25 protein-coding genes and 1 pseudogene are annotated in these 22980 nt (G+C 62.0%); 5 read left to right on the top strand and 21 right to left on the bottom strand.

From position 1 onward, the window contains the following. The 5 genes from RGCCGE502_RS01265 to phnC form a co-directional block, all read right to left on the bottom strand. A complete protein-coding gene (locus RGCCGE502_RS01265; RefSeq protein ID WP_016552349.1) occupies positions 1-696 on the bottom strand; it encodes a DUF1045 domain-containing protein in 696 nt (231 codons plus the stop codon). Positions 697-828: 132 nt separating this feature from the next. Beyond that, a complete protein-coding gene (gene phnE, locus RGCCGE502_RS01260) occupies positions 829-2169 on the bottom strand; it encodes a phosphonate ABC transporter, permease protein PhnE (protein WP_016552348.1) in 1341 nt (446 codons plus the stop codon). An 8-nt stretch (positions 2170-2177) separates the two neighbouring features. Continuing rightward, positions 2178-3158 (bottom strand): phosphonate ABC transporter, permease protein PhnE, encoded by a 981-nt coding sequence (phnE, locus tag RGCCGE502_RS01255; RefSeq protein ID WP_016552347.1) that lies wholly within the window; start codon positions 3156-3158, stop codon positions 2178-2180. A gap of 71 nt (positions 3159-3229) precedes the next feature. After that, positions 3230-4135 carry a phosphonate ABC transporter substrate-binding protein gene (phnD, locus tag RGCCGE502_RS01250; protein ID WP_016552346.1) on the bottom strand — a complete coding sequence of 302 codons (906 nt, stop codon included), beginning with the start codon at positions 4133-4135 and terminating at the stop codon, positions 3230-3232. An 89-nt stretch (positions 4136-4224) separates the two neighbouring features. Then, entirely contained in the window at positions 4225-5070 is an 846-nt protein-coding gene (gene phnC / locus RGCCGE502_RS01245) for a phosphonate ABC transporter ATP-binding protein (protein ID WP_016552345.1), read from the bottom strand. A 253-nt stretch (positions 5071-5323) separates the two neighbouring features. On the opposite strand from phnC, the gene RGCCGE502_RS01240 reads away from it, so the two are divergent. Next, positions 5324-5536, top strand: coding sequence for a hypothetical protein (locus RGCCGE502_RS01240; protein WP_016552344.1), 213 nt, complete (start codon positions 5324-5326; stop codon positions 5534-5536). Between the two features lie 94 nt (positions 5537-5630). On the opposite strand, the gene RGCCGE502_RS01235 is transcribed toward RGCCGE502_RS01240, so the two are convergent. The 9 genes from RGCCGE502_RS01235 to phnG form a co-directional block, all read right to left on the bottom strand. Further along, entirely contained in the window at positions 5631-6161 is a 531-nt protein-coding gene (locus RGCCGE502_RS01235) for a ribonuclease H family protein (RefSeq protein WP_016552343.1), read from the bottom strand. Positions 6162-6239: 78 nt separating this feature from the next. Further along, a complete protein-coding gene (locus tag RGCCGE502_RS01230) occupies positions 6240-6641 on the bottom strand; it encodes a hypothetical protein (RefSeq protein WP_016552342.1) in 402 nt (133 codons plus the stop codon). A gap of 354 nt (positions 6642-6995) precedes the next feature. Continuing rightward, a complete protein-coding gene (locus tag RGCCGE502_RS01225; protein WP_016552341.1) occupies positions 6996-7613 on the bottom strand; it encodes a DapH/DapD/GlmU-related protein in 618 nt (205 codons plus the stop codon). Then, positions 7610-8320 carry a phosphonate C-P lyase system protein PhnL gene (gene phnL / locus RGCCGE502_RS01220; protein ID WP_016552340.1) on the bottom strand — a complete coding sequence of 237 codons (711 nt, stop codon included), beginning with the start codon at positions 8318-8320 and terminating at the stop codon, positions 7610-7612. The genes RGCCGE502_RS01225 and phnL overlap by 4 nt, the downstream gene beginning before the upstream one ends. A 63-nt stretch (positions 8321-8383) precedes the next feature. Beyond that, on the bottom strand, positions 8384-9160 hold the full coding sequence (gene phnK, locus RGCCGE502_RS01215; RefSeq protein ID WP_016552339.1) for a phosphonate C-P lyase system protein PhnK: 777 nt from the start codon (positions 9158-9160) through the stop codon (positions 8384-8386). Further along, entirely contained in the window at positions 9157-10038 is an 882-nt protein-coding gene (locus RGCCGE502_RS01210; protein WP_016552338.1) for an alpha-D-ribose 1-methylphosphonate 5-phosphate C-P-lyase PhnJ, read from the bottom strand. The genes phnK and RGCCGE502_RS01210 overlap by 4 nt, the downstream gene beginning before the upstream one ends. Continuing rightward, a complete protein-coding gene (locus RGCCGE502_RS01205; RefSeq protein WP_016552337.1) occupies positions 10035-11144 on the bottom strand; it encodes a carbon-phosphorus lyase complex subunit in 1110 nt (369 codons plus the stop codon). Before RGCCGE502_RS01205 ends, RGCCGE502_RS01210 begins: the two co-directional genes overlap by 4 nt. A gap of 3 nt (positions 11145-11147) precedes the next feature. Beyond that, complete coding sequence (gene phnH / locus RGCCGE502_RS01200) at positions 11148-11771, bottom strand: phosphonate C-P lyase system protein PhnH (protein WP_016552336.1); 624 nt, start codon at positions 11769-11771, stop codon at positions 11148-11150. Then, entirely contained in the window at positions 11771-12238 is a 468-nt protein-coding gene (gene phnG / locus RGCCGE502_RS01195; protein ID WP_016552335.1) for a phosphonate C-P lyase system protein PhnG, read from the bottom strand. Before phnG ends, phnH begins: the two co-directional genes overlap by 1 nt. A 98-nt stretch (positions 12239-12336) precedes the next feature. On the opposite strand from phnG, the gene phnF reads away from it, so the two are divergent. Next, positions 12337-13068 carry a phosphonate metabolism transcriptional regulator PhnF gene (gene phnF / locus RGCCGE502_RS01190; protein ID WP_016552334.1) on the top strand — a complete coding sequence of 244 codons (732 nt, stop codon included), beginning with the start codon at positions 12337-12339 and terminating at the stop codon, positions 13066-13068. Between the two features lie 47 nt (positions 13069-13115). On the opposite strand, the gene RGCCGE502_RS01185 is transcribed toward phnF, so the two are convergent. Then, positions 13116-13985 (bottom strand): oxidoreductase, encoded by an 870-nt coding sequence (locus tag RGCCGE502_RS01185; RefSeq protein ID WP_016552333.1) that lies wholly within the window; start codon positions 13983-13985, stop codon positions 13116-13118. Positions 13986-14072: 87 nt separating this feature from the next. Between RGCCGE502_RS01185 and RGCCGE502_RS01180 the strand changes: the two genes are divergently transcribed. After that, the gene (locus RGCCGE502_RS01180) at positions 14073-14486 is read left to right on the top strand and encodes a winged helix-turn-helix transcriptional regulator (protein WP_016552332.1); all 414 of its coding nucleotides are present in this window, start codon (positions 14073-14075) and stop codon (positions 14484-14486) included. 63 nt (positions 14487-14549) lie between these two features. On the opposite strand, the gene RGCCGE502_RS01175 is transcribed toward RGCCGE502_RS01180, so the two are convergent. The 6 genes from RGCCGE502_RS01175 to mepA all read right to left on the bottom strand — a co-directional run bounded on the left by RGCCGE502_RS01175 (position 14550) and on the right by mepA (position 20538). After that, positions 14550-15185 carry a 2,3-bisphosphoglycerate-dependent phosphoglycerate mutase gene (locus RGCCGE502_RS01175; RefSeq protein WP_016552331.1) on the bottom strand — a complete coding sequence of 212 codons (636 nt, stop codon included), beginning with the start codon at positions 15183-15185 and terminating at the stop codon, positions 14550-14552. Between the two features lie 21 nt (positions 15186-15206). Then, positions 15207-16031 (bottom strand): 4-hydroxy-tetrahydrodipicolinate reductase, encoded by an 825-nt coding sequence (gene dapB, locus RGCCGE502_RS01170; RefSeq protein ID WP_019279600.1) that lies wholly within the window; start codon positions 16029-16031, stop codon positions 15207-15209. Positions 16032-16052: 21 nt separating this feature from the next. Further along, on the bottom strand, positions 16053-17840 hold the full coding sequence (locus RGCCGE502_RS01165) for an ABC transporter ATP-binding protein (RefSeq protein ID WP_016552329.1): 1788 nt from the start codon (positions 17838-17840) through the stop codon (positions 16053-16055). 96 nt (positions 17841-17936) lie between these two features. Beyond that, positions 17937-18959, bottom strand: coding sequence for a glucokinase (locus RGCCGE502_RS01160; protein ID WP_016552328.1), 1023 nt, complete (start codon positions 18957-18959; stop codon positions 17937-17939). A 34-nt stretch (positions 18960-18993) separates the two neighbouring features. Beyond that, on the bottom strand, positions 18994-19374 hold the full coding sequence (locus RGCCGE502_RS01155; RefSeq protein WP_016552327.1) for a methylglyoxal synthase: 381 nt from the start codon (positions 19372-19374) through the stop codon (positions 18994-18996). Positions 19375-19467: 93 nt separating this feature from the next. Then, entirely contained in the window at positions 19468-20538 is a 1071-nt protein-coding gene (gene mepA / locus RGCCGE502_RS01150; RefSeq protein ID WP_016552326.1) for a penicillin-insensitive murein endopeptidase, read from the bottom strand. 229 nt (positions 20539-20767) lie between these two features. Here mepA and RGCCGE502_RS01145 point away from each other — a divergent pair, with 229 nt between their 5' ends. After that, positions 20768-22606, top strand: a complete 1839-nt coding sequence (locus RGCCGE502_RS01145; RefSeq protein WP_016552325.1) for an extracellular solute-binding protein — start codon at positions 20768-20770, stop codon at positions 22604-22606. Between the two features lie 158 nt (positions 22607-22764). Then, positions 22765-22980: pseudogene (locus RGCCGE502_RS01140) on the top strand (microcin ABC transporter permease); the annotation flags it as partial.

Raw genomic sequence — 22980 nt, 5'->3', positions numbered from 1 at the left:
TCAGCTTTCGGCGCCGGCAAGCGGCCACCAGGAATGAACTTTGAACGGGGCGCCCCGCGCCTCTTCGACGAAAACGGCCAGGCCAGAGATTGCCAGCGGCCGGCCCGTGAAGGCCGAAAATCGCTCGGCCAGAATTTCCTTCATCACGCCGGATCGCTCGGGCGGCACCTTGCCGGTCAGCGTCATGTGGAAACCGAAGTCATCCATGACGTAGGGATAGCCCCAGCGCAGGAGATTGGCCCTCTGGCTTTCCGTCAGCTCCTCCGGCTTGCGGCGCGCGACATCGGCCTCCGAGAGCGCGGCGCGGAACGGTTCGAAGGACTTTACCACCTTCGCGGCAAAATCCTGAAGCGGCGGATGCAGGAAACCGGGGACCAGCGCAAAAAAGCGGCCGAGCTGGCCGAGCACCAGTTCCGGGATCTCGAAAGCGGGTGTACGAGCGGCAAAATCCTCGACGACCGGGATCAGGTCCTTCTCGGTCACCGAGGCGGCCAGGCTGAACGGTGCCTTGATCGTCGCATGGAAGCCGTAGCGCCGCGGATCGGCGGTCAGCCCGAACTGCTCACGACCCGGCATCTGCGCATGTTCGGGAGCCGGATAAGTTTCGCCGGTGAAGGCGTCGCGGCCAAGCCAGAGCGAGGCCGTGCCGTTCAAGGGATGATCCTTCGGCGGCGTGAAATAGAGTCCGTAACGCAAGGCTCGTATCCTGGGAAATCGTTCTGAAAGCGTGCCGCAGTCTGCCGCGATTTGCGCGGCAACTGCAAGGCCGGTTTCCGGCTAAAAGATTTCCGTGACAGAATGATGATGGCCGAAGCCGATCTTCATCTTTTAGTGTGTCTTCGTGCCCATCAGCCGGTGACGCAAGGCGTTCGACGCCATGTCGAACAGGAACACCACCATCAGGATCAGCAGAACCATGTAGGCGACGTTTTCCCAGTTGGCGTTGGTGCGCATCGATTCCCAGAGCTTGAGGCCGATACCGCCGGCGCCGACGGCACCGATGATCGTCGCGCCGCGGACGTTCGATTCCCACTGGTAGAGTGTCTGGCTGACGAAAACCGGAACGATCTGCGGGATGATGCCGTAGCGGTGCGTGAGCATCGTCGAGGCACCGGTGGACTTGATGCCTTCGCGCGGCTTGTTGTCGATGTTCTCGAGACCTTCGGAATAGAGCTTGCCGAGAGTGCCGGTTTCCGTGAGGAAGATCGCGCCGGAGCCGGCCAATGGGCCGGGGCCGAAGGCGCGGGTCAGGAACAGCGCCCAGATCAGCATGTCGACCGAGCGCAGGAAGTCGAAGGAGCGCTTCAGGACCTGATTGAGCAGCCTGTTCGGCGTGATGTTGCGCGCAGCCAGGAACGCCAGCGGGAAGGCTGCCAGCGCACCAAGCAAGGTACCCATGAAGGCCATGACAATGGTCTGGAAGAGCTTGGTCCACACATCGCCATGCTGCCAGGCGCTGTTGTGCCAGATATTGTCGAAAGCGAGCGACAGGTTGGATTGGCCGGGCTTCAGTTCCGGACCCGAAACGATCAAGCTCAGGACCTCGCCTGCCGGCTTGTCGAAGAAGGGCGATTGGGTGTCGAAGACGAAGTTCGCCCAGCCGAGGAAGCGCTTGCGGACCTTCACGCGATCGGCGGAGATGCTGACATCGCCGGCGAAGCCCAGATCAGCCAGGACATTGTCGTCATAGACCGTCATCCAGCTCGGGACGGGGCCGACGACCTTTGGCGCACCGCTCGACAGTTCCACCGGAACGGTGATGCCGTGGGCGGTGACGATGGCTTCCGTCTTCGAAACCGTCACCGTGCGACTCTTGCCGCTCACCGAAACCGAGACGCTGCCATCCGGGTTGTTGACCACCCAATCGGGATGCGGGTTGTCGCCCAGCGGCGAGAAGCGCGGATACTTGACGGTGATGCCGGTATCGCCGATGCGGAATTCCGGCTGGACGTCGTAGCTCACCCACTGGCTGAGATAGAGGCCAACACGTTCCCAATGCGCCTCGGCCAGCAGCTTCGGCAGGTCGAAGAACCAGGTGGCGTAGACGCCGTAAAGCAGCGTCGCGAGGACGATCATCAGCCCGCCGAACCGCTGACGGAAGGACCGTTTGAAGTAATCCGGATAGCGGAGTTCGATTTCATGCATCCGGTTGGCGTCGATCACCGTCATGGCGGACCTCAATGCTGCAGAAGGAAGGCGTGCTCGCCGACAAGGCGGCGGCGCAGCCATGCGGAGAACTGGTCTACCGCGACGATGGTGATGAAGAGCAGCAGAACCAGTGCCACGGTCTTGGCACCGAAACCGCGCGAGATGGAAAGCTTCAGCTCCTCGCCGATACCGCCGCCGCCGACGGCGCCGATGATCGTGGACGCACGCACGTTCACCTCAAGCCGAAGCAGCGCATAGGACATGAAGTTCGGCAGAACCTGCGGCAGGGCTGCAAAGCGGACGCGCTCGGCCCAGCTGGCGCCGACGGCCTTCATGCCTTCGTCCGGCTTCATGTCGATATTTTCGACGACTTCGTAGAAAAGCTTTCCGAGCGCGCCGATCGTATGAAGGCTGACGGCGATGATGGCGGCGACCGGACCGATCGAGAGGATCGCCGCGAAGAGGCCGGCGATGACGATCTCGGGAAAGGCACGCAGGAATTCCATCAGGCGCTTGACGACGATGCGCAGCGGCGCAGAAGGCGAAAGGTTGCGGGCTGCGAGGAAGCTCATTGGCACAGCGAAGACGAAGCCGATGATGGTCGAGACCAGCGCGATGTTGATCGTGATGATCATCAGCTCGAAATATTCGGGGATGTAGAAGCTGCCCCATACGGGCACGCGACCGAGCGCGAAATTGTATTCTTCGCCCGTCTGGTGGCTCGGGCTTTCGATGTCGAACAGTGCTCGCCAGACGTCGTTCCAGTCCTTCGGAACAAGCCAGCTCACGAAATCGAAGAGATGCGGCAGGCGTTCGATGAAATGGCCGGCATTGCTTTCGTCAGCGAACTTTACGGAACTGACGAATGCGACCAGCAGGATCACCAGGCCGAGACCGGTGTAGAGGCGGCGGCGCGCCACCATTTTGCTCCAGGCGTCGCCGATTTCATGGGCGCTCTGCTGCGGTTGCTGCGCGCGGTGCGTCTGAGAATGGGGATCGGCAAAGGTCATGAAACGATGTCCGCTTTCTTGGCAGGAAAAAGGGCGGCCACAAGGACCGCCCCTCTCGATCTGGAGATCGATCAGCCGCCGATGGCAGCCTTACGAGCGTCGATGATCGCGTTGTAGAAATCAGGCTTCACCTTGGAGTAGCCCTTGAAGTCGCCGCCTTCGATGGCTGCGAAGCACTTGGCGTCCGTCTGCGGAAGCTTCATGAAGAAGTCCGTCAGCTTGGCCTGCCACTCGGTGCCGAGTTCGTTGCGAACGACGAGCGGGCCGTTCGGAATGAGCGGCGAGCGCCATACTTCAACGAGCTTGTTCGGATCAACGGTGCCCTTGTCGACAGCCTTGCGGAAGGTGCCGGAGGTGTAGCCGTCCTTGAAGTCGCCGATGCCCGAGGAGTCGTCAACAGCGACGTCGACCTTGCCGTCATAAGCAGCGAGAAGGTTGTTCTCGTGGCCGCCGTTGAACTGCGTCGAAGCGAAGTACTTGTCGTTCGGAGCGCCGGTGTCCTTCGGGATCTGCGTCAGCGGGATCAGGTAGCCAGACGTGGAGTCCGGATCAGCGTAGCCGAGCTTCTTGCCCTTGGCGTCCTTGATGTCCTTGATGCCAGAGGACTTCAGGGCGAGACCGATCGAGTAGTAGCCGGTCGAGCCGTCTTCCTGCTGCGTCGTCAGGATCGGGGTCACAGCCTTCGGATCCTTGATGTTGACGGCTGCGTAGCCGGAAGCACCGAGTTCCGCGAAGTCGAGCGTGCCGCCGAGGAGACCCTGGATAACGCCGTCATAGTCTGCAGCCGGGAAGAGCGAAACCTTCTCGAAGCCGAATTCCTTCTTCAGGTGGTCGGCAAGGCAAGCATAGTTGCGCAGACGGTCGGCTTCGTTTTCGCCACCGAGAATACCGACGCGGAATTCCTTGAGGTCCGCAGCGTGCGAAACGCCGGCGAGCGCAAACAGCGCCGTGGCGGCAAAAAGTGCTTTCTTCAACATGGTTCTCTCCTGATTGACCGGCGTCCCCGGCAACACTGTTTAAGAAGAAGTTCGCCCATAACGCGGGCTTGCGATCGAGGCCGCCCCTCTCAGAGACCGGCCAGCGCCAGCGGTTTCAAGCCGGCGGATTGTTGAGCGGCTGCCGCCGCGGGAATGTTGATCGAGGTCGAGGTCATCGTCTCGTCGATGCCGGCGCCGTCCTTGTCGGTGCCGTAGATCTGCTTGACGGCTTCGGCCGTCAGTTCGGAAGGCTTGCCATCGAAAACGACGCGACCGGCCGACATGCCGACGATGCGCTCGCAGTAATTGCGCGCAGTGTCGAGCGTATGCAGGTTGGTGACGACGGTGATGCCTTCGCGCTCGTTGATGTCGCGTAGCGCGTCCATGACGATCTTGGCGTTCAGCGGATCGAGCGAGGCGATCGGCTCATCGGCGAGCAGCATCTTCGGGTTCTGCATCAGGGCGCGGGCGATCGCGACGCGCTGCTGCTGGCCGCCCGAAAGTGTGCCGGCCATCTGCAGCGCCGTCTGTTCGATGCCGAGGCGCTCGAGCGCAGCAATGGCGTGGATACGCTCTTCGCGGCTGAAAACGCCGAGCAGGCTCATCGTCGTCGAGCGGTGGTTGAGACGGCCGAGCATGACGTTGGTCATGACGTCGAGGCGCGGCACGAGATTGAACTGCTGGAAGATCATAGCACAGTCGCGCTGCCAGTTGCGCAACGCCTGGCCGCGCAGGCGCGAGACCTCGACGCCTGCGAAATGGATAGAGCCCGATGTCGGCTCCTGCAGGCGGTTAATCATGCGTAGAAGCGTGGACTTGCCGGCGCCGGAACGGCCGATGATGCCGACCATCTGTCCCTGAGGAATGTCGAGCGTCACGGAATCGACGGCAGTCTTGTTTCCGAAACGGCGGGTGACATTCTCCAGTTCGAACATCATGCTCTTCCTCATAGTCCAGATGCGATATGGGGGAGTGCATTAGTCCCGCTTCATGAAGCTCCAATGTCAGTTTTGTGTAAGGACTGTCATAATCGAGTTTCGGGGGATAACGAACACGGCCGGTTTGCCTGAGATATGAGCGTGCGGTCGGCGTCTCGCCTCGCGATCCCCGGCCTGTCGCCATTGACTGTTGACCGGACCGCCAGTCGATGGCAGGCAATCCGGGACCCGACGATAGTGGAGCAAAGCGATGGATCAGACACTCTTCAAAAGCCTGTGCAAAGACGGGAAGTTCAAAGAGGCCCTCGCTCTCGCCATCCGCGGACACGAGGACGAGAAGTTCACACCCAGCCGCTTTTCCATGGACAAGAAGACCGGACTGCCGATCTTCTACCGCGGCAACAAGCGCGTCGAACCTGACGAGACCGGTGAATGGCAACTGGCGAAGAACCCGTGGGCGTGAGGCGAAGCCAAGAGTTGATTGCGGCAAGGTTACGTGCCGGCAGCGTCTGTCGGGAACCGGCACAGCCGCGCGTGGGCCGACTTGGGTCAACCGTTCATCGGATCCCTTTGCCACGCAGCGACCGGCGGCCGCGCTCGGCGAGCTCATCCGCGTGCTCGTTGCCGGCAAGGCCCGAGTGGCCCTTGCACCAGGCGATGGTCAGCAAGCGATTGCGAGACAGCTGGCCATCTATCGCTTTCCAGAGATCCGGGTTTGCGATCGTGCGGCTGCGGATCTTCGCGTTGGCGCTTATCTTCTTCCAGCTGTTGTTTTTCCAGATGTGGCGCCACTGATTGCAGCCTCTGACGGCGTAAGCAGAATCGGACCAGACGACGGCAGCCTCGCCCGTGGCGTTGCTGTTGATCCAGGTCACCGCTTCGAGCAGCGCGATCAGTTCCGTCGTATTGTTGGCGGTATCCTTGACGCCGCCAGAACCGGAGGCGACCTCCGCATCGTCGCGATACACCACGAAGGCCCAGCCGCCCTCCCCTGATACGGGTTCGTAGCAACCGTCGGCGAAAACGTGGAGATACTGCCCGGCAGCGATATTTTCAGGGAGGAGGATAGCGTCAGTGTGATCGGTCATTTGCGCCTTGTGACATCCATCCGCGAGGGACGGACCGCGGCGGCTCGGTCTTACACCGAGCCATCCGGAACGCCAGACCTATTCGGCAGCAGCCAAAAACACCGTATTCTCTGACGAAGATGCAAGAGCGCGAACCCTGGCTTCCGTCTTGGCGATCAACCGATAGAACTCTTCCTGCGCATCGACATCGAGCTGGATAACGGCATTTACGTCGTCCGGCGTATCACAGACACAGGCGACCGCCGATATCGGACAGATACCGCCCGGATAGCGCTTGCCCGTTCCCGTGTAGGCGCGGCGACCCCACTGTTCGGAATAGACCGTTTCCTCACGGTCAAGCTGCAGGATCGTGCCCTTGCAGGCCGTCACGATCGCAGCCTTGCCGTAAGCGAACCAATGATAGTTCAGCTTGCGCAGAATATATTTGCCAGTGATATCTTCGCCGGCCAATTCCGCCGGATCTTCAATCATTCTGATCATGATGACTTCCTCAAGATCAGCCTAATATCCATGAAGTGCGTTTATCAGACAAGCCGGAAAAGGTTAGCTTTTGTAAAGACTTAGTCACAATGTGTTTCCGATTCTTACAAGAATTGGCATTCGCGCAAGCTCATCCACGGCCAAGACGCGTGGTTATCCTTGCGGCAAACAGGGGTCTTCTCCTGTTCTTTCCTAGCAGAGACAGACGCGATTATTGTGACAATGGGGTGCGCCGATGCTTCGTCGGCTGCAAGTTTTAAGCGCCCGGGCGAGCCTCGAGTAACGGCGGTCGGCCGGCCGATTTTGGATGACCAAGCTCCGGGCGGGATGAGCGCCCCGGTCCGGGGCGCCCGATCATGCTTCGTAGCGGGCGAGGAAATCTTCAGCGCTCAGCGCGCGGAAATCGGCCAGGGCGACGCGCAACCGGTCGTGCTCCCAGTCCCACCAGGCGAGCTTGTCCATGCGTTCGCCGATTTCCTTCGGGAAGCGTTCGCGGATCAGCTTGGCGGGGACGCCGCCGACGATGGTGTAGGGAGCGACATCTTTCGAGACCACGGCGCCGGCACCGATGACCGCTCCGTTGCCGACCGTGACGCCGGGCAGGATGGTGACGCCGTGGCCGATCCAGACGTCATGGCCGATGACGACACGGTTGGAGCGGCGCCATTCAAAAAAGTCGGTCTCCATGTCGGCATCCGGCCAATAATCGGCGGCGCGATAGGTGAAGTGATGCAGCGTTGCGCGCCAGGTCGGGTGGTTGGTGGCGTTGATGCGCACCGAGGCGGCGATGTTGACGAACTTGCCTATTGTCGCGCACCAGATGGCGCCGTCCTGCATGACATAGGAGTAGTCGCCGAATTCGACCTCCTCGATGCGGCAACGCTCCGAGACCTCCGTGAAGCGCCCGAAGGTGGCGTTCTTCACGGATGCAGTTTCATGGAAATAGGGCTCGAGGCCGATCTTGCGGCTCATGCTGCGATTGCCTTTCGCGGCGAGAACTTCTGGACGTCGAGAATGCGGTCGGCAACGGCCTCGCGCACTTCCTCATCGTGGAAGATGCCGAGAAGGGCGATGCCAGCCTTCTTTTTCTCCTCGATCATGCCGACGACGACGGCGCGGTTCCTGGCGTCGAGCGAGGCGGTCGGCTCGTCAAGCAGCAGGACGGTGTGCTCGGTGATGAAGCCGCGGGCGATGTTGACGCGCTGCTGCTCGCCACCGGAGAAGGTGGCGGGCGGAAGCTGCCACAGCGCTTCCGGCAGGTTCAGCTTCGAGAGGAGGCTTGCCGCCTTCTCGCGCGCCGTTTCCGCCTTTTCGCCGCGGGCGACCAGCGGCTCGGCCACCACGTCGATAGCCGCGACACGCGGCACCGTGCGCAGGAACTGGCTGACATAGCCGAGCGTATGACGGCGCACGTCGATCACCGTGCGCGGGTCCGCCGTTGCCAGATCGACGATCTTGTCGTGATGCTTGATGAGGATCTGGCCGCTGTCGACGGCATAGTTGCCGTAGATCATCTTCAGGAGCGAACTCTTGCCGATACCCGACGGGCCGCCGAGCACGACGCATTCCCCTGAAGCCACGGAAAAGGATACATCCGAAACGACCGGCAGCTTGATGCCGTCGCGCAGGTGCATGGTGAAGCTCTTGACGACTTCGGAAACAACGAGTGGCGTTGCCATGATTTCTTTCCTTAGTTTCGCTTGCCAAGAAACCCGGTAGCCGGATTCCTTGGCTGATCGCGATCAGACCTGCAGAATGGAGGAAACGAGGAGCTGCGTGTACGGCTCGCGCGGATCGTCGAGGACGCGATCGGTCAACCCGTGCTCGATGACGTTGCCATCCTTCATCACCATCATGCGGTGCGACAGCAGGCGGGCGACAGCGAGGTCGTGGGTGACGACGATGGCGGCGAGGCCAAGATCGTTGACGAGACCGCGAACGAGATCGAGCAGGCGAGCCTGTACCGACACGTCGAGGCCGCCGGTCGGCTCGTCCATGAACACCAGACGCGGGCCGGTCACCAGATTGCGGGCGATCTGCAGACGCTGGCGCATGCCGCCGGAGAAGGCGCGCGGCTGGTCGTCGATGCGGCCTTCGTCGATCTCGACGCGCTGCAGCCAGTCGATGGCGGTGGAGCGGATGTTGCCATAGTGACGGTCGCCGATCGCCATCAGGCGTTCGCCGACATTGGCGCCGGCCGACACCGTCATACGCAGACCGTCAGCCGGATTCTGATGCACGAAGCCCCAGTCGGTGCGCATCAGGAAGCGGCGCTCGGCCTCGTTCATGCGGTAAAGGTCGCGATAGGCGCCATCGCGCATGTGGTATTCGACGCTGCCTGTCGTCGGCATCAGGCGCGTCGAGATGCAGTTGAGCAGCGTCGTCTTGCCTGAGCCGGATTCACCGACGATGGCGAGCACTTCGCCGGGCCAGAGCTCGAAGGAGACATTGCGGCAGCCGATGCGGTTGCCATAGAACTTCGAGACGTCATTGACTTTGAGAAGCGGGGTGTCGCTCATTCGGCGGCCTCCTGATTGGGTGCCAACATCTCGCCAGCATGCCCGTGAGCGCGGCGGTCTTCGCAATGGTCGGTGTCGGAGCAGACGAACATGCGCCCGCCCTTATCGTCTAGGATGACTTCGTCGAGATAGACCTCTTCGGCGCCGCAGAGCGCGCACGGCTTGCCAAAGCGCTGGATCTCGAAGGGGTAGTCATCGAAATCGAGGCTGACGACGTCGGTATAGGGCGGAACGGCATAGATGCGCTTCTCGCGCCCTGCCCCGAAGAGCTGCAGCGCATCCGACATGTGCATTTTCGGATTGTCGAACTTCGGCGTCGGCGACGGGTCCATGACGTAGCGGCCGGCGACCTTGACCGGATATGCGTAGGTCTTGGAGATGCGGCCGTTGTGCGCGATGTCCTCGTATAGCTTCACATGCATGAGGCCGTATTCCTCAAGCGCGTGCATCTTGCGGGTTTCGGTCTCGCGTGGCTCCAGGAAGCGGAGCGGCTCGGGGATCGGCACCTGGTAGACCAGCACCTGGTTGGTCCCGAGCTTTTCTTCCGGGATGCGGTGTCGGGTCTGGATGATCGTTGCATCCTTGGTGTGCGTGGTCACCGCGACATTGGCGACCTTCTGGAAGAAGGCGCGGATCGAGACCGCGTTGGTGGTGTCGTCGGCGCCCTGGTCGATCACCTTGAGAACATCATCGGGGCCAATGATCGAGGCCGTGACCTGCACGCCACCGGTGCCCCAGCCGTAAGGCATCGGCATTTCGCGGGAAGCGAAAGGCACCTGATAGCCGGGGATGGCGATCGCCTTCAGGATAGCGCGGCGGATCATGCGCTTGGTCTGTTCGTCCAGATAGGCGAAGTTGTACGTGGCCAGATCGGTCATTCCGCAGCCTCCTTGATGGTATCGTCGCCGCCGATGCGGTTGGCTTCGAACTCGTTGCGCATACGGCGGACCAGGTCGAGTTCGGCCTGGAAGTCGACGTAATGCGGCAGCTTCAGATGCTCGACGAAGCCGGTCGACTGCACGTTGTCGGCATGCGAGATGACGAATTCCTCGTCCTGCGCCGGGGCGGTGATGTCCTCGCCGAGCTCTTCGGCGCGCAGTGCACGGTCGACGAGCGACATGGACATCGCCTTGCGTTCGCTCTGGCCGAACACCAGACCGTAGCCGCGGGTGAACTGCGGCGGCGCCTTGGACGAACCCTTGAACTGGTTGACCATCTGGCATTCGGTGACCTGGATGAGCCCAAGCGAGACAGCGAAGCCGAGCTCGGGAACATCGAATTCGACCTCGACCTCACCGATGCGAATTTCGCCGGTGAAGGGATGGTTGCGGCCATAGCCGCGCTGGGTCGAATAGCCGAGCGCCAGGAGGAAGCCTTCGTCGCCGCGCGCCAGCGCCTGCAGGCGAAGATCGCGGGTCATCGGGAACTCCATCGGCTCGCGCGTCAGGTCGCCGACCTCGTGATCTTCGGGCATTTCGCCATCACCCTCGATCAGGCCTTCCTGCGCGAGGATTTCCGAAACGCGCATGACGCGGCCGGATTCTGCATCGCGAAGCGCCGGATCCTCAACGGCCTCGTCGGTCAGGAGCGATGGGTCGAGGAGCCGATGCGTATAGTCGAAGGTCGGGCCGAGCAGCTGGCCACCAGGCAGATCCTTGTAGGTGGCGGAGACGCGGCGCTCGATCTTCATTTTCGCGGTGTCGATCGGCTGCGAATAGCCGAAGCGCGGCAGCGTCGTGCGATAGGCGCGGAGCAGGAAGATCGCCTCGATCATGTCGCCGCGCGACTGGCGGACGGCAAGAGCGGCAAGCGTGCGATCGTAGAGCGAGGCTTCGGCCATGACACGATCGACAGCCAGCGCCAGTTGCGCCACGATCTGGTCGATACCGATAGCCGGCAACGAACGGTCGCCACGACGGCGATCCGCCAGCAGGCGATGGGCGTTGGCAATGGCGGCCTCGCCCCCTTTGACAGCAACATACATGGGTCACATCTCCGTTGCGGTGATCTTGGTGGTGCGCGGCAGGCAGACGAACCGGCTGCCAGAGGTCAACACGATGTCGATGCCGCGCGGGAAGAGGGCGCGGTTCTCTGTCCAGAGGCGCAGGAAGGTATCGGGAAGGCCGAGCGGCGTGATATCGGTCACCGTCTTGATGCCGGGACCCATCAGCGCCAGCTTACGGCCGCCTGCGATATCCGCCAGTTCGACGACAAGAGTCGTCGAACGGTCGGGATATTCCTGTGTGCCTGCGGCGAAGAGACCGAAGGACGACAGCGGCGTTCCGGCTTCGACGAAGGCGAAGCGGGCTTCGGCCTTCTCCGGCGTGACAGGCGCACCGGTATGGAAACCGAGCCATTGCGGCACGGCGGATTTCGCCAGCCCTGACGACAGCCAGACCGGGGTGTCGTGGTCGCAGAGCGTCAGCGCGATCGCGCCGGCAGCAACGCCGAGGGGTGCCGGCGGCAGGGCGTCGGGGGCGACCGTCTGGATCGTGCCCGGACGCGCCATCGCATCCATCATCAGCTTGAAGACGCTCTGGGCGTGGAAGACCGGCTCGGCAAAGCCGCCGGCCAACGCATCATTCTTGGGGGCTTCCGTCTTGAGGCTCATCAGTCGTCTCCGCGAACCATGGTGAAGAAATCGACGCGGGTTGCCGCAGTCTCATCGGCCTTGCGGCGATCTGCGTCCGCCCCGCGTGCAGCGATCGGCTGCAGAAGCGCCTGCTCGACGAAGGATTGCGTGACCGGTTCCTGCCAGAGGGCGTCGAAGATGGCGGAAAGCCGGGCCTTCTCGCGATCCGTGCCGAGCGCCTGGGCGTGACCGACAGTGCCGGATGCAAGGCGCACAGTGGCGCGGGTAACCGTCACCTCACCGAGGTTGAACGGCGCACCGCCGCCGCCCATGCGGCCCCGAACCATGACGAGGCCCGTTTCAGGTCCGCGCACCGGCTGGGCCGCAGGCTTTTCCGCGAGCTTCTCCCAAGCCTCGACCAGCTCCTGCCGCTCCGCGCGCGCAAGCAGATCGGCGACGCGCTTGCGCGCCCCTGCTCCCGGCTCATTCTTTTCCGCTAGGGTCATCGCCACATCCTTTAAATGTCTATTGATATAGACAACTATACAAGATATGGCTACGCTTAAATCTCAGACGTGACAAGCGTGTGACATCGAGGGGCGAAATGGCTGGGCAGGTACAAAGACAGACGGGCGTGGCGCTGTGGCGGCAGATCGCCGATCGCATCCGCCAGGCGATCAGCGCCGGAGCCTATGACGAGACCGGCATGGTGCCGCCGGAGACGGCGCTGGCGCAGCAGTTTGGCGTCAACAGACATACCGTCAGAAGCGCGATTGCAGCCCTTGCCCAGGAAGGCATCGTGCGCGCCGTACAGGGACGCGGAACGCTGATCGAGCGCAAGGAACGTCTGAACTTTCCGATCACCAAGCGCACCCGGTTCACCGCAGGCATCGGCGAGCAGGCGCGCGAGATGCGCGGGCTGCTGCTCTCCTATTCCGAGGAGAAGGCGGATGCGGAGGTGGCGCGCGGGCTGAAGATCCGGTCGGGAGAGCCTGTCATCCGCATGGAAACGGTTCGCAAGGCGGATGGCCGCCCGGTCTCCTGCGCGACGGCGTGGTTTCCGGCCGGGCGTTTCGGCGGCATGCCCGATGCCTACAAGCGGACGGAATCCATCACCAAGGCCTTTGCCGAGCTTGGACTATCCGACTATGTGCGCGCGACCACCGAGATCACCGCCATCCACGCCGACGAGGCGGATACGGCAGCGCTCGAACTCGCGCCCGGCGCGATCCTGCTGATTACCAAGGCTGTCAACACCGACCTCGAGGGTGTACCCGTGCAATATGCGGTCAGCCGGTTTGCAGCAGATCGTGTGCAGTTCACGATCGAGAACTAGGTCTGGCCGATGCCGGGAATGGTCTCCGGCATCGATGACGGGACCGGTTATTTCCCGGCTTCCCAGGGGAATTTTCCAGCACCGGCGCCGGGCTCGAAATCGGTGGAGACACTGAGGTCGCACCAGGCCGCATGCTCCTTGGCTCGCACCGCATCGTTCTGCTCGACGCCGCGCACTGCATCGCTACCGAGCAGCAGGCGCAGCGGTGGTTCAGCGGCACCGGCGACATGGATGATCGCGGCAGCCGCCTTTGCGGGATCGCCCGGCTGCCTGCCGTTGTAATCGCGCTGGTAGCGAGCCATCTTGCCGACGGTGTCTTCGTATTCCGGGCGTCCTTCGCGGAGCGTGGTCGACGCACCGGCGAAATCCGTGCGGAAGCCGCCCGGCTCGATGATCGTCACCTTGATGCCGAGCGGCCCGACTTCCCGGGAAAGCACCTCCGAGAAACCTTCGACGCCCCACTTTGCTGCCGCATAAGGCGCGCGGCCGGCAGGACCGATGCGGCCGCCGACGGAAGAAAACTGGATGATGCGACCGGAACCCTGCTCACGCATCAGTGGTAGCGCCGCCTTGGTGACGATGATTGTTCCAAACAGGTTGGTTTCGATCTGGGCGCGGAAATCGGCAAGGCTGGTGTCCTCGATCGATCCGACGTCGCCGTAGCCTGCATTGTTGACGAGCACGTCGAGGCGTCCGAACGTCTGCACCGCAGCCTTCACGGCTGATGCGGCCGATTGCTCGTCGGTCACATCAAGAGGAATCGTCAAGACATTGGCGGGGTAGCATTGCTTGATATCCTCTAGCTGCGATGGATCGCGCGCGGTCGCGACCAGCTTGTGCCCTGCCGCCAGCACCGCTTCCGCAAGCGCCCTGCCGAGGCCGCGCGAGGTGCCTGTAATCAACCAAACTTGTGACATCCAAAATCTCCTTGATCCGTCGCAAGACCATATAGGCAAGTCGGTTTCATCTTGAAAGAAGACACCCATAGGAGCTATACATACCTAATGGTAACTAACCTCGACGATGGTACATTCGATTTTTGCGAGACATTGACCGACGCGCAGGATGCGCTGGCACGCGAGATGCTGGAGCGCGCCAGCGCCAAATGGCCGCTGCGCGTCATGCACATACTTGCGGAGGCAAAGGGGCCTCTACGGTTTTCGCGGGTTCTGGAGCGGGTCGAGGGGATCAGCCAGAAGGTGCTGACGCAGACGCTGCGGACGCTCGAAAGCGACGGGCTGGTGACGCGGACGCTCTACCCACAGGTGCCGCCACGGGTGGAGTATGAACTGACGCCGCTCGGCGGAGAGCTTCTGGTGGAGGTGGTGACGCTCTGGCAGTGGATCGCCAACCGTCTGCCGGATTTCGAGGCAGCGCGAGTAAAAGCGCCCCGGGCGGAAGCCACGTCGAAGAGCTAAAAAGCTGGTGCCAACAAGGCTGGAAAAGCGCCGCGCAGCCGGAGGTGCGCGGCGCAATCGATATCAGTGAGCGCCGGACATATCGCCGAGCACTTCCTTGGAAGCGACGGTGGAGTCGGCGTTGAGCTTATAGACCATGGGAACGCCCGTCGCGAGGTTGAGCGCCAGGATCTGTTCCTTCGTCAGACGGTCGAGGACCATGACCAGAGAGCGCAGCGAGTTGCCGTGGGCGGCGACCAGCACCTTTTCGCCGCGCAGGACGCGGGGCAGGATTTCCGTCAGGTAGTAGGGCCAGACGCGGGCGCCGGTGTCGCGCAGGCTTTCGCCACCCGGAGGCGGTACGTCGTAGGAGCGGCGCCAAATATGGACCTGCTCTTCACCCCACTTGGCACGGGCGTCATCCTTGTTGAGACCGGAGAGATCACCGTAGTCGCGCTCGTTCAGCGCCTGATCCCTGAAGGTCTTGAGGTCCGTCTGACCGACGTTGTCGAGGATGATCGTCAGCGTGTCCTGGGCGCGCTTGAGATCCGAGGTGAAGGCGACGTCGAACTTGATGCCGTAATCGGCGAGCGCCTTGCCGCCGGTGTTGGCTTCCTGAATGCCGAGTTCGGTCAGGTCAGGGTCCTTCCAGCCGGTGAAAAGGTTCTTGAGGTTCCAGTCGCTCTGGCCGTGGCGAACGAGGACGAGAGTGCCGCTCATGAAAAATGCCTCCGAAAAAGATTACTTTGAAGAAAGCCCGAGCACGTCGAGCATGGAATAGAGACCGGGCTTCTTGTCGCGCGCCCAGAGCGCTGCCTTGACGGCGCCGCGGCCGAAGATCGAGCGGTCGGTGGCGCTGTGCGACATCGCTACGGTTTCGCCCTCGCCGGCGAAGATTACCGAATGCTCGCCGACGACGGAGCCCCCGCGCAGCGTCGCAAAACCGATGGTACCTTGCTCGCGCGGGCCGGTGTGACCGTCGCGCACGCGCACCGACTTCGAGGCGAGGTCGATGCCTCTGCCCTTGGCCGCCGCCTCGCCAAGCAGCAGTGCCGTGCCCGAAGGCGCGTCGACCTTGCGTTTGTGATGCATTTCGAGAACTTCGATATCCCAGTCGGCAGGCTCCAGGGCACGAGCCGCCTGCTCGACAAGGACGCTCAGTAGGTTGACGCCGAGACCCATATTGCCTGACTTCACGACGCGAGCGTGACGGGCAGCGGCCGCGATCTTCGCGTCGTCGTCGACTGCGCAGCCGGTCGTGCCTATGACATGGACGATGCGCGCCTGCGCGGCCAAAGCTGCGAACTCCACCGTGCCGGCGGGTGCCGTGAAATCGAGAACGCCTTCCGCATGGAGAAAGGCCGCCAGCGGATCGTCACCGATGATCACACCATTCGGACCGAGACCGGCAATTTCGCCAGCGTCCTTGCCGAGGAAGGGCGAGCCGGGGCGCTCGACGGCGGCATGCAGCGTCACGCCGTCAATGGCGTGAATGAGACGGATGAGCGTCTGCCCCATGCGCCCTGCTGCGCCAACCACCACCAGTTTCATCGCAGCATCGCTCATGTCAGTCGATCATCCTATTTGTCAGCGGGCATCGGAGGCCGCTGGCCTCTGCAGATTGTTGAGGCGAGCGTAGAGACCGTCGCTGCGCCGCGCAAGGCTCTCGTGATTGCCCTCTTCTATGATCCGGCCCTGCTGCATGACGACGATCTTGTCGGCGCGGACAACGGTCGAAAGACGGTGGGCGATCACGACCACTGTGCGGCCAACCATGGCCTCATCGAGCGCCTTCTGAACGGCCGCCTCGGACTCGGTGTCGAGCGCCGAGGTCGCCTCGTCGAGCAGCAGGATCGGAGCGTTGCGTACCAGCGCGCGGGCGATGGAAAGCCTTTGGCGCTGACCGCCGGAAAGCGTCACGCCATTCTCGCCGACCGGCGTGTCGTAGCCCTGCGGCTGCGCAAGAATGAACTCATGCGCGTAGGCCAGGCGAGCCGCGCGTTCGACTTCCTCGTCGGTCGCGTCCTGGCGGCCATAGCGGATGTTGTCGCGAATCGTGCCTTCGAAAAGGTACGGCTGCTGGGATACATAGGCCAGTTGCTCACGCAGCGACTGTTTCGTCACGTGAGCAATGTCCTGACCATCGATGAGAATCTGGCCGGCCTTCGGATCATAGAAGCGCGGAATGAGCGTGATGATCGTCGACTTGCCGGCGCCGGACGGGCCGACCAGCGCCGTGGTCTTGCCGCCTTCGGCAAAGAAGCTGACATCGCGGAGCACTTCATCCTCGCCGTAGGCGAAGGAGACGTTCCGGAATTCGATCTTGGCATCCGTGACGACGAGCGCCTTCGCGTCCGGCACATCGCGCTGATGGGGAACCGTGTCGAGGAATTCATAGATCATGCGGGCGTTGACGACAGCGCGCTCCATCTGCACCTGAAGGCGTGCAAGGCGGCGGGCAGGATCGTAGGCGAGCAGCAACGCGGTCACGAAAGAGAAGAAAGCGCCCGGCGGAATGTTGTTGTAGATCGTGCCGTAGGCGGCATAAGCCAGGACGCTGGCAACAGCGAGGCCGGCAAAGCTTTCCGTCAGCGGCGCCGTCCGTTCCGACAGGCGGGCAATGCGGTTCGCGCGCCGTTCGGCACTCTCGACAAGCCTGTCTACCTTGCCTTCCAGCTGGCCTTCCATGGTGAAGGCCTTGACTATGGCAATCCCCTGGATGGTTTCCTGCATCGCCCCGGCGACATGGTTGTTTACGAAGATCGCGTCCTTCGTCGCGGTACGAAGCCGCTTCGACACGTATCGCAAGGCATAAAGAAGGGGTGGCGCCAGAATAAATACCGCGAGGCTCAGCAGCGGATCCTGGATGATCATCACGGCCAGCAGCGAGATGAACGTCAGAAGGTCGCGCACGGTCGAGGTGATCGTGAGGTTCATCACGTCGCGAATGCCGCTGATGTTCTGATTCAGTTGCGACACGACGTGGGCCGAGCGCGTCTGGTTGAAGTAACCGAGCGATAGCTTCATCAGGTGGGAATAGGCACGCTGCTGATACCGCGCCACAATGTTGTTGCCGATCCTGGAGAGGATCACGGCCTGGCCGTAGCTCGCAAAACCGCGCGCGACGAAGGCAACGAAAATGGTAAAACAGATCGCCCAGACGATATCGGCACGGCGGTTCTGGAACGCCTCGTTGATCACCGACTTCATGATCCAGGCGGTATAGGCCGTCGACAGGGCGACGATGACGAGGCACGTGATCGCAACAACATAGCCCCACAGATGATCACGGCCGTTTTCCGCGAGGATGCGCTTCAAGATGCCGGTGATGCTGTCGCTGTTAACAGGCGTCTGCTGGGTGTCGGGTGATTGCAAAAATCAGTCTTCCTGTGTCTCAGGACACGCAAGTCCTCATGACTGCGTGCACTCGCGCGGCTCTATAAAGAGTTGACGGCCTTTTGACCAGAGCCGTTAGGTCCGCCAGCGGCGCCCATCCGTCGAAACCCCGAAGCTCTCGGGCTTGCGGGCATACGACGACAGCCCGGCAAGAGCCGCAAGCGGATGCGTGACGACATAGGTCGGGATCGTCGCCAATAGTTCTGAATGTGGTGCCTTGTCCTCGAACGCGGCGCGGAATTCCGGCTTCTTCAGCGCCGGAAGGATCTTCTGCGGGATCCCCCCCGAAAGAAACACGCCGCCGCGGGCCATGAAGATCATCGCCATATCGCCGGCGACACGGCCGAGATAGGTGGAGAACAGGCTGATCGTCTCGACGGCAACGGCGTCGGAACCGGCCAGCGCGTGCGAGGTGATGTCCGCCGGGTCGGAATAGACCGGGGCAATGCCATCCGCCGTGCAGATCGCCCGGTAGAGATTGACGATGCCGCGGCCGCAAAGAATCTGTTCGGCCGAAATCCGGCCTTCGATCGTCTCCACATGTGGGAAGATCTGAAGGTCGCGCGCCGTGCGCGGCCCGAGATCGACGTGACCGCCCTCGCCTGGCACCGGTATCCACGCGCCTCGTGCATGCACGAGGCCGCCAACGCCGAGGCCGGTGCCCGGTCCGAGGACGACACGCGAGGCGATCATCTCACCCGCTGCATCGCCGAGCTGCTCACGATGCTCATCAGAGAGCTCGGAAATTGCGAGTGCCTGCGCCTCGAAGTCGTTGACGACAAGAACGTCCTCGATGCCGAGACCGTCGATCATCGTTCGCGGACGCACGACCCAGTCGCAGTTCGTCAACGGAATCTCGTCAGCGCTGATCGGGCCAGCGACGGCGAGGATTGCAGAACGCGGCCGCAGGCTGCTCCTTTCCAGAATGCAGCTGCGGATCGCATCATCGATCGTCTCAAAATCGGCGGTGCGGACGTTGGGAAAATGGATCTGCTCTGCCTCGGCATCCGGGATAATGGAAAAACGGGCATTCGTGCCGCCGATATCGCCGATCAGGATCGGAAAGGGCATGGCGGTGTCGCTGGTGTCGAGTTGCATGGCAGTTTCCCTGCGAGGCGCTTTCAAGCGCCGGTTAGGCGTGAAGGGTGGCAATAAGCTTGTCGGCGGTCGCTTCGTTCAGCGCCATCGGGATATCGTAGACGATTGCAAGCCGCATCAAAGCCTTGACGTCGACATCATGCGGCATCGGTGTCAGCGGATCGACAAAAAAGATCAGAGCATCGACTTCGCCGGTCGCAATCAGGGCGCCGATCTGCTGGTCGCCGCCGAGCGGGCCGCTTTTCAGGCGGGTTACATCGAGATCGGGAACGGCCTCCAGCACCCGGCCGCCCGTCGTGCCGGTGGCAACGATCTTCCAGTTCGCGAATGTCTCGCGGTTACGGCGGGCAAACTCCGCCATGTCGTCCTTCTTCTGGTCATGCGCAATCAATGCAAGGCACTTGCCGCCGGCCATGAAAAGGACCTCCGCCTGAAAATTCAATCGATTTGGCTGCTTCTATACGAAGCACCCGTCTTTTGAAAGACCGCTGCCAGTGCTCGCAATGCGTCACTCGCCAGACGGCTTGTCGTCGGGTACCGGGCCGATGTCAGGCAGCGCCTCGTCGGACGCCGCGGCAGGCACCACCGCCATCGGCGCAACCGCAGGCGCACCCGGAGCACCGCCAAACGTCGCCGCCTGCATGGAATCGACGGACGGCGCTGCGAGAACCGCGGCGCAGGCGTTCGGAAGATCGGAGACCATCACTTCGCGTGGCTTGACCGGCTTCGTGCCGGGCTTCGGCGGCTTCGGCGGCGCCCAGGGTTCTTTGGTGAACCACCATGCCAACGGCCTACCGCATCCATCGTCCGCCGGCACCGGCGCTTGCGGCTTGCAGGCGGTTGAGCCCGGCGGGCACTTTATGCGGATGTGGAAGTGCGAATCATGACCGTAGATCGGGCGCAGCTTGCCGAGATTGGTGCGGTCTCCCGTCCAGGTGTCGCACATCTTCTTCTTGATGGCAGGATTGACGAAGATCCGCTCGACCTGCGGATAGCTCGCCGCACGCATCAACAGCCTGGCGCGCGATTCGGTCCAGACGTTGGGGTTGATTGTCAGGAAGGCGTTCTTCTGCAGCATCGTCGTGAAGGGCAGCGTTTCGCGTTCTTCGATGCTGAGTGGGTGAGCCGGCATCGGCGTCAGCCAGATGTCGGCATCAAGTCCGATCTGGTGTGACGCATGACCGTTGAACATCGGTCCGCCGCGCGGCTGCGAGATGTCGCCGACGAGCAGGCCCGGCCATCCGTCAGACTTTGCCGCATCGCGAGACAGCCGCTCCAGGAGCGAGATCATGGCGGGATTGCCCCAACGGCGATTACGCGAAAGCCGCATGGTTTGCCACGTGGGTCCATCGACCGGTAACGCGACGGCGCCGGACATGCAGCCTTTGGCATAGAAGCCATAAGGCTGAGCTGTTCCCTGGTTCGGCAGGGAAACGGAGCCGAAAATCGCCTTGGCGCTCCCGGGACTCGGTTGCTTCTGTTCAGCACCGACTTCGCCGGCAACAAGGCTTGCGCCGAGCAGACCGGCGAACGCCAATTTCAAAAGTGTTTGGAAAGTCCTTGTGGTATGGAGAGCCATGCCATGTCCTGAGCGTCTGCGGCGCAAGGCCGACTGATTTGCAATCGAATCTACCGTGAAAAGCAATTTTGGTGAATCGATGTTTTTGCAGAGCGGGCAATGAGCCAAGCTTACCCGAGCAACAAATGGTCACGATCTCGCGAGCCAGACAAAAACGCCCACATCACCTGTTTTTCGCCCGCTTTTCGCCTATTGTCGGCGAAAGCAGAAAAACAATCGGGGTTGGCGAATGGCGCTTATGTGGTCGAAACTTGCTGTGGTCTTTTCTCTTCTCGGCACAATGGCGTTGCCGGTGCAGGCCGTTGCCCAGGAGCCAAATTTCCAGATCGGCAGTTCCGTCATCAGCGAGCTGAAATACAAGCCGGGATTCAAGCACTTCGACTACGTCAATCCGGATGCGCCGAAAGGCGGTAACCTCAGGCTATCCGCTTCCGGCACCTACGACACTTTCAATCCGCTGCTTTCGAAAGGCGAAACGGCGGTCGGCCTGACGCTGCCGTTCGAAACGCTGATGAAATCGGCCGACGACGAACTGCTCGCCTCCTACGGGCTGCTTGCGGAGGGGCTCTCCTATCCCGACGACGTCTCGAGCGCGACGTTCAGGCTGCGGGCGGAGGCGAAGTGGGCGGATGGCAAGCCTGTGACAGCAGAGGACGTGATCTTCAGCTTCGACAAGGTCAAGGAGCTGAACCCGCTCGCTTCCAACTACTACAAGCATGTGGTGAAGGCAGAGAAATCGGGCGAGCGCGACGTGACCTTTACCTTCGACGAGAAGAACAACAAGGAACTGCCCAATATCCTGGGGCAGCTGGTCGTGGTGCCGAAGCACTGGTGGGAAGGCACGGGGGCCGACGGCAAGCCGCGCGATATCGCCAAGACAACGCTGGAACCGGTCATGGGTTCCGGGCCTTACAAGATCGCGGCCTTCTCGGCGGGGGCGACGATCCGCTACGAGCTACGCGACGACTATTGGGGCAAGGACCTGAATGTGAATGTCGGGCAGAACAATTTCGGCGCGATCACCTACACCTATTACGCCGACCGGGACGTGGAGTTCGAGGCTTTCAGGGCCGGCAACAGCGACTACTGGCAGGAGACGCTCGCAGCGCGCTGGGCAACAGGCTACGATTTCCCTGCCGTCAAGGAAGGGCGCGTAAAGAAAGAGGACGTCCCCAACGCTCTGCGCGCCACTGGCATCATGCAGGCCATGGTGCTGAACACCCGCCGTGACACGTTCAAGGACGAGAAGGTGCGCGAGGCGCTGAATTACGGGTTCGACTTCGAGGAGCTGAACCGCACCGTCGCCTTCAACAGCTACAAGCGCATCGACAGCTATTTCTGGAACACCGAGCTTGCCTCCTCCGGCCTGCCTCAGGGCCGCGAGCTGGAGATCCTCAACGGCCTCAAGGACAAGCTTTCCCCTTCCGTCTTCACCGCCGCCTATTCGAACCCGATCGGGGGCGACCCGCAAAAAAGCCGCGACAACCTGCGCACGGCGATCAAACTGCTGAAGGAGGCCGGCTGGGAGATCAAGGGCAACCGCATGGTCAACACGCAGACCGGTAAGCCGATGAGCTTCGAGATCCTGCTCTCGAGCCCGATCTTCGAGCGCTGGGCCGTGCCCTACGCCAACAACCTTAAGAAGATCGGCATCGATGTGCGGGTGCGCACCGTGGATGCCTCGCAATATACCAATCGCGTGCGCAGCTTCGACTACGACATGATCTGGAACGTGTGGGCCGAGACGATGAATCCCGGCAACGAGCAGGCGGACTACTGGGGTTCGGGTTCGGTGAACCAGCAGGGCTCGCGCAACTATGCCGGCATTTCCGACCCGGCAATCGACGCGCTGATCCGCATGGTGATCTTTGCGCCGAACCGGGACGAGCAGGTGGCGGCGATCAAGGCGCTCGACCGCGTGCTGCTCGCCGGACACTACGTCGTGCCGCTGTTTTACCGCGACACGCAGTCGATCACCTACTGGAACACGATCACCCGGCCGGCCGAATACCCGACCTATGCGACTGGTTTCCCTGATGTCTGGTGGTCGTCTTCCGCCAAGAAATGAGTGGACTTGCATTGACCTGACGGCTGGGCTCCAAATGGGCCAACCGAATCACTTCGGACCATGATCAGCGCCGGTATGGACCGGCAGAGGAAGGCTTGACGATTGAGCGGCGTTAGACTGGACAGCCTACGACAGAACTCCCCGGAGGCCGCTCGCTGATGGGAGCCTATATTCTTCGCCGCCTGCTTCTGATGATCCCGACCATTATCGGCATCATGGCCATCTCCTTTACCGTCATCCAGTTCGCGCCCGGCGGTCCGGTCGAGCAGGTGATTGCGCAGCTGACCGGCGATGCGCAGGGAGCCGATTCTCGCCTTTCCGGTGGCGGCGGTGACCTGATGGGCAGCGGTGGCCTCGATGAAGGCAGTTCGAAG

Origin of the sequence: Rhizobium grahamii CCGE 502 (genome assembly GCF_000298315.2) — a bacterium.
GTDB classification, from domain to species: Bacteria; Pseudomonadota; Alphaproteobacteria; order Rhizobiales; family Rhizobiaceae; genus Rhizobium; species Rhizobium grahamii.
The sequence above is the reverse complement of the archived record's forward strand: the minus strand, read 5'-3'. Positions and strand labels throughout refer to the sequence as shown.

Coding starts and splice junctions, on each gene's coding strand:
- phnE (WP_016552348.1), bottom strand. CDS start 2,169: ATGACGGTGATCGACGCCAACCGGATGCATGAAATCGAACTCCGCTAT.
- phnG (WP_016552335.1), bottom strand. CDS start 12,238: ATGACCCTAGCGGAAAAGAATGAGCCGGGAGCAGGGGCGCGCAAGCGC.
- RGCCGE502_RS01205 (WP_016552337.1), bottom strand. CDS start 11,144: ATGTATGTTGCTGTCAAAGGGGGCGAGGCCGCCATTGCCAACGCCCAT.
- phnH (WP_016552336.1), bottom strand. CDS start 11,771: ATGAGCCTCAAGACGGAAGCCCCCAAGAATGATGCGTTGGCCGGCGGC.
- phnF (WP_016552334.1), top strand. CDS start 12,337: ATGGCTGGGCAGGTACAAAGACAGACGGGCGTGGCGCTGTGGCGGCAG.
- phnD (WP_016552346.1), bottom strand. CDS start 4,135: ATGTTGAAGAAAGCACTTTTTGCCGCCACGGCGCTGTTTGCGCTCGCC.
- phnL (WP_016552340.1), bottom strand. CDS start 8,320: ATGGCAACGCCACTCGTTGTTTCCGAAGTCGTCAAGAGCTTCACCATG.
- RGCCGE502_RS01160 (WP_016552328.1), bottom strand. CDS start 18,959: ATGCAACTCGACACCAGCGACACCGCCATGCCCTTTCCGATCCTGATC.
- RGCCGE502_RS01210 (WP_016552338.1), bottom strand. CDS start 10,038: ATGACCGATCTGGCCACGTACAACTTCGCCTATCTGGACGAACAGACC.
- RGCCGE502_RS01230 (WP_016552342.1), bottom strand. CDS start 6,641: ATGATCAGAATGATTGAAGATCCGGCGGAATTGGCCGGCGAAGATATC.
- RGCCGE502_RS01235 (WP_016552343.1), bottom strand. CDS start 6,161: ATGACCGATCACACTGACGCTATCCTCCTCCCTGAAAATATCGCTGCC.
- RGCCGE502_RS01225 (WP_016552341.1), bottom strand. CDS start 7,613: ATGAGCCGCAAGATCGGCCTCGAGCCCTATTTCCATGAAACTGCATCC.
- phnC (WP_016552345.1), bottom strand. CDS start 5,070: ATGTTCGAACTGGAGAATGTCACCCGCCGTTTCGGAAACAAGACTGCC.
- phnK (WP_016552339.1), bottom strand. CDS start 9,160: ATGAGCGACACCCCGCTTCTCAAAGTCAATGACGTCTCGAAGTTCTAT.
- mepA (WP_016552326.1), bottom strand. CDS start 20,538: ATGGCTCTCCATACCACAAGGACTTTCCAAACACTTTTGAAATTGGCG.
- phnE (WP_016552347.1), bottom strand. CDS start 3,158: ATGACCTTTGCCGATCCCCATTCTCAGACGCACCGCGCGCAGCAACCG.
- RGCCGE502_RS01145 (WP_016552325.1), top strand. CDS start 20,768: ATGGCGCTTATGTGGTCGAAACTTGCTGTGGTCTTTTCTCTTCTCGGC.
- RGCCGE502_RS01155 (WP_016552327.1), bottom strand. CDS start 19,374: ATGGCCGGCGGCAAGTGCCTTGCATTGATTGCGCATGACCAGAAGAAG.
- dapB (WP_019279600.1), bottom strand. CDS start 16,031: ATGAGCGATGCTGCGATGAAACTGGTGGTGGTTGGCGCAGCAGGGCGC.
- RGCCGE502_RS01180 (WP_016552332.1), top strand. CDS start 14,073: ATGGTAACTAACCTCGACGATGGTACATTCGATTTTTGCGAGACATTG.
- RGCCGE502_RS01240 (WP_016552344.1), top strand. CDS start 5,324: ATGGATCAGACACTCTTCAAAAGCCTGTGCAAAGACGGGAAGTTCAAA.
- RGCCGE502_RS01175 (WP_016552331.1), bottom strand. CDS start 15,185: ATGAGCGGCACTCTCGTCCTCGTTCGCCACGGCCAGAGCGACTGGAAC.
- RGCCGE502_RS01185 (WP_016552333.1), bottom strand. CDS start 13,985: ATGTCACAAGTTTGGTTGATTACAGGCACCTCGCGCGGCCTCGGCAGG.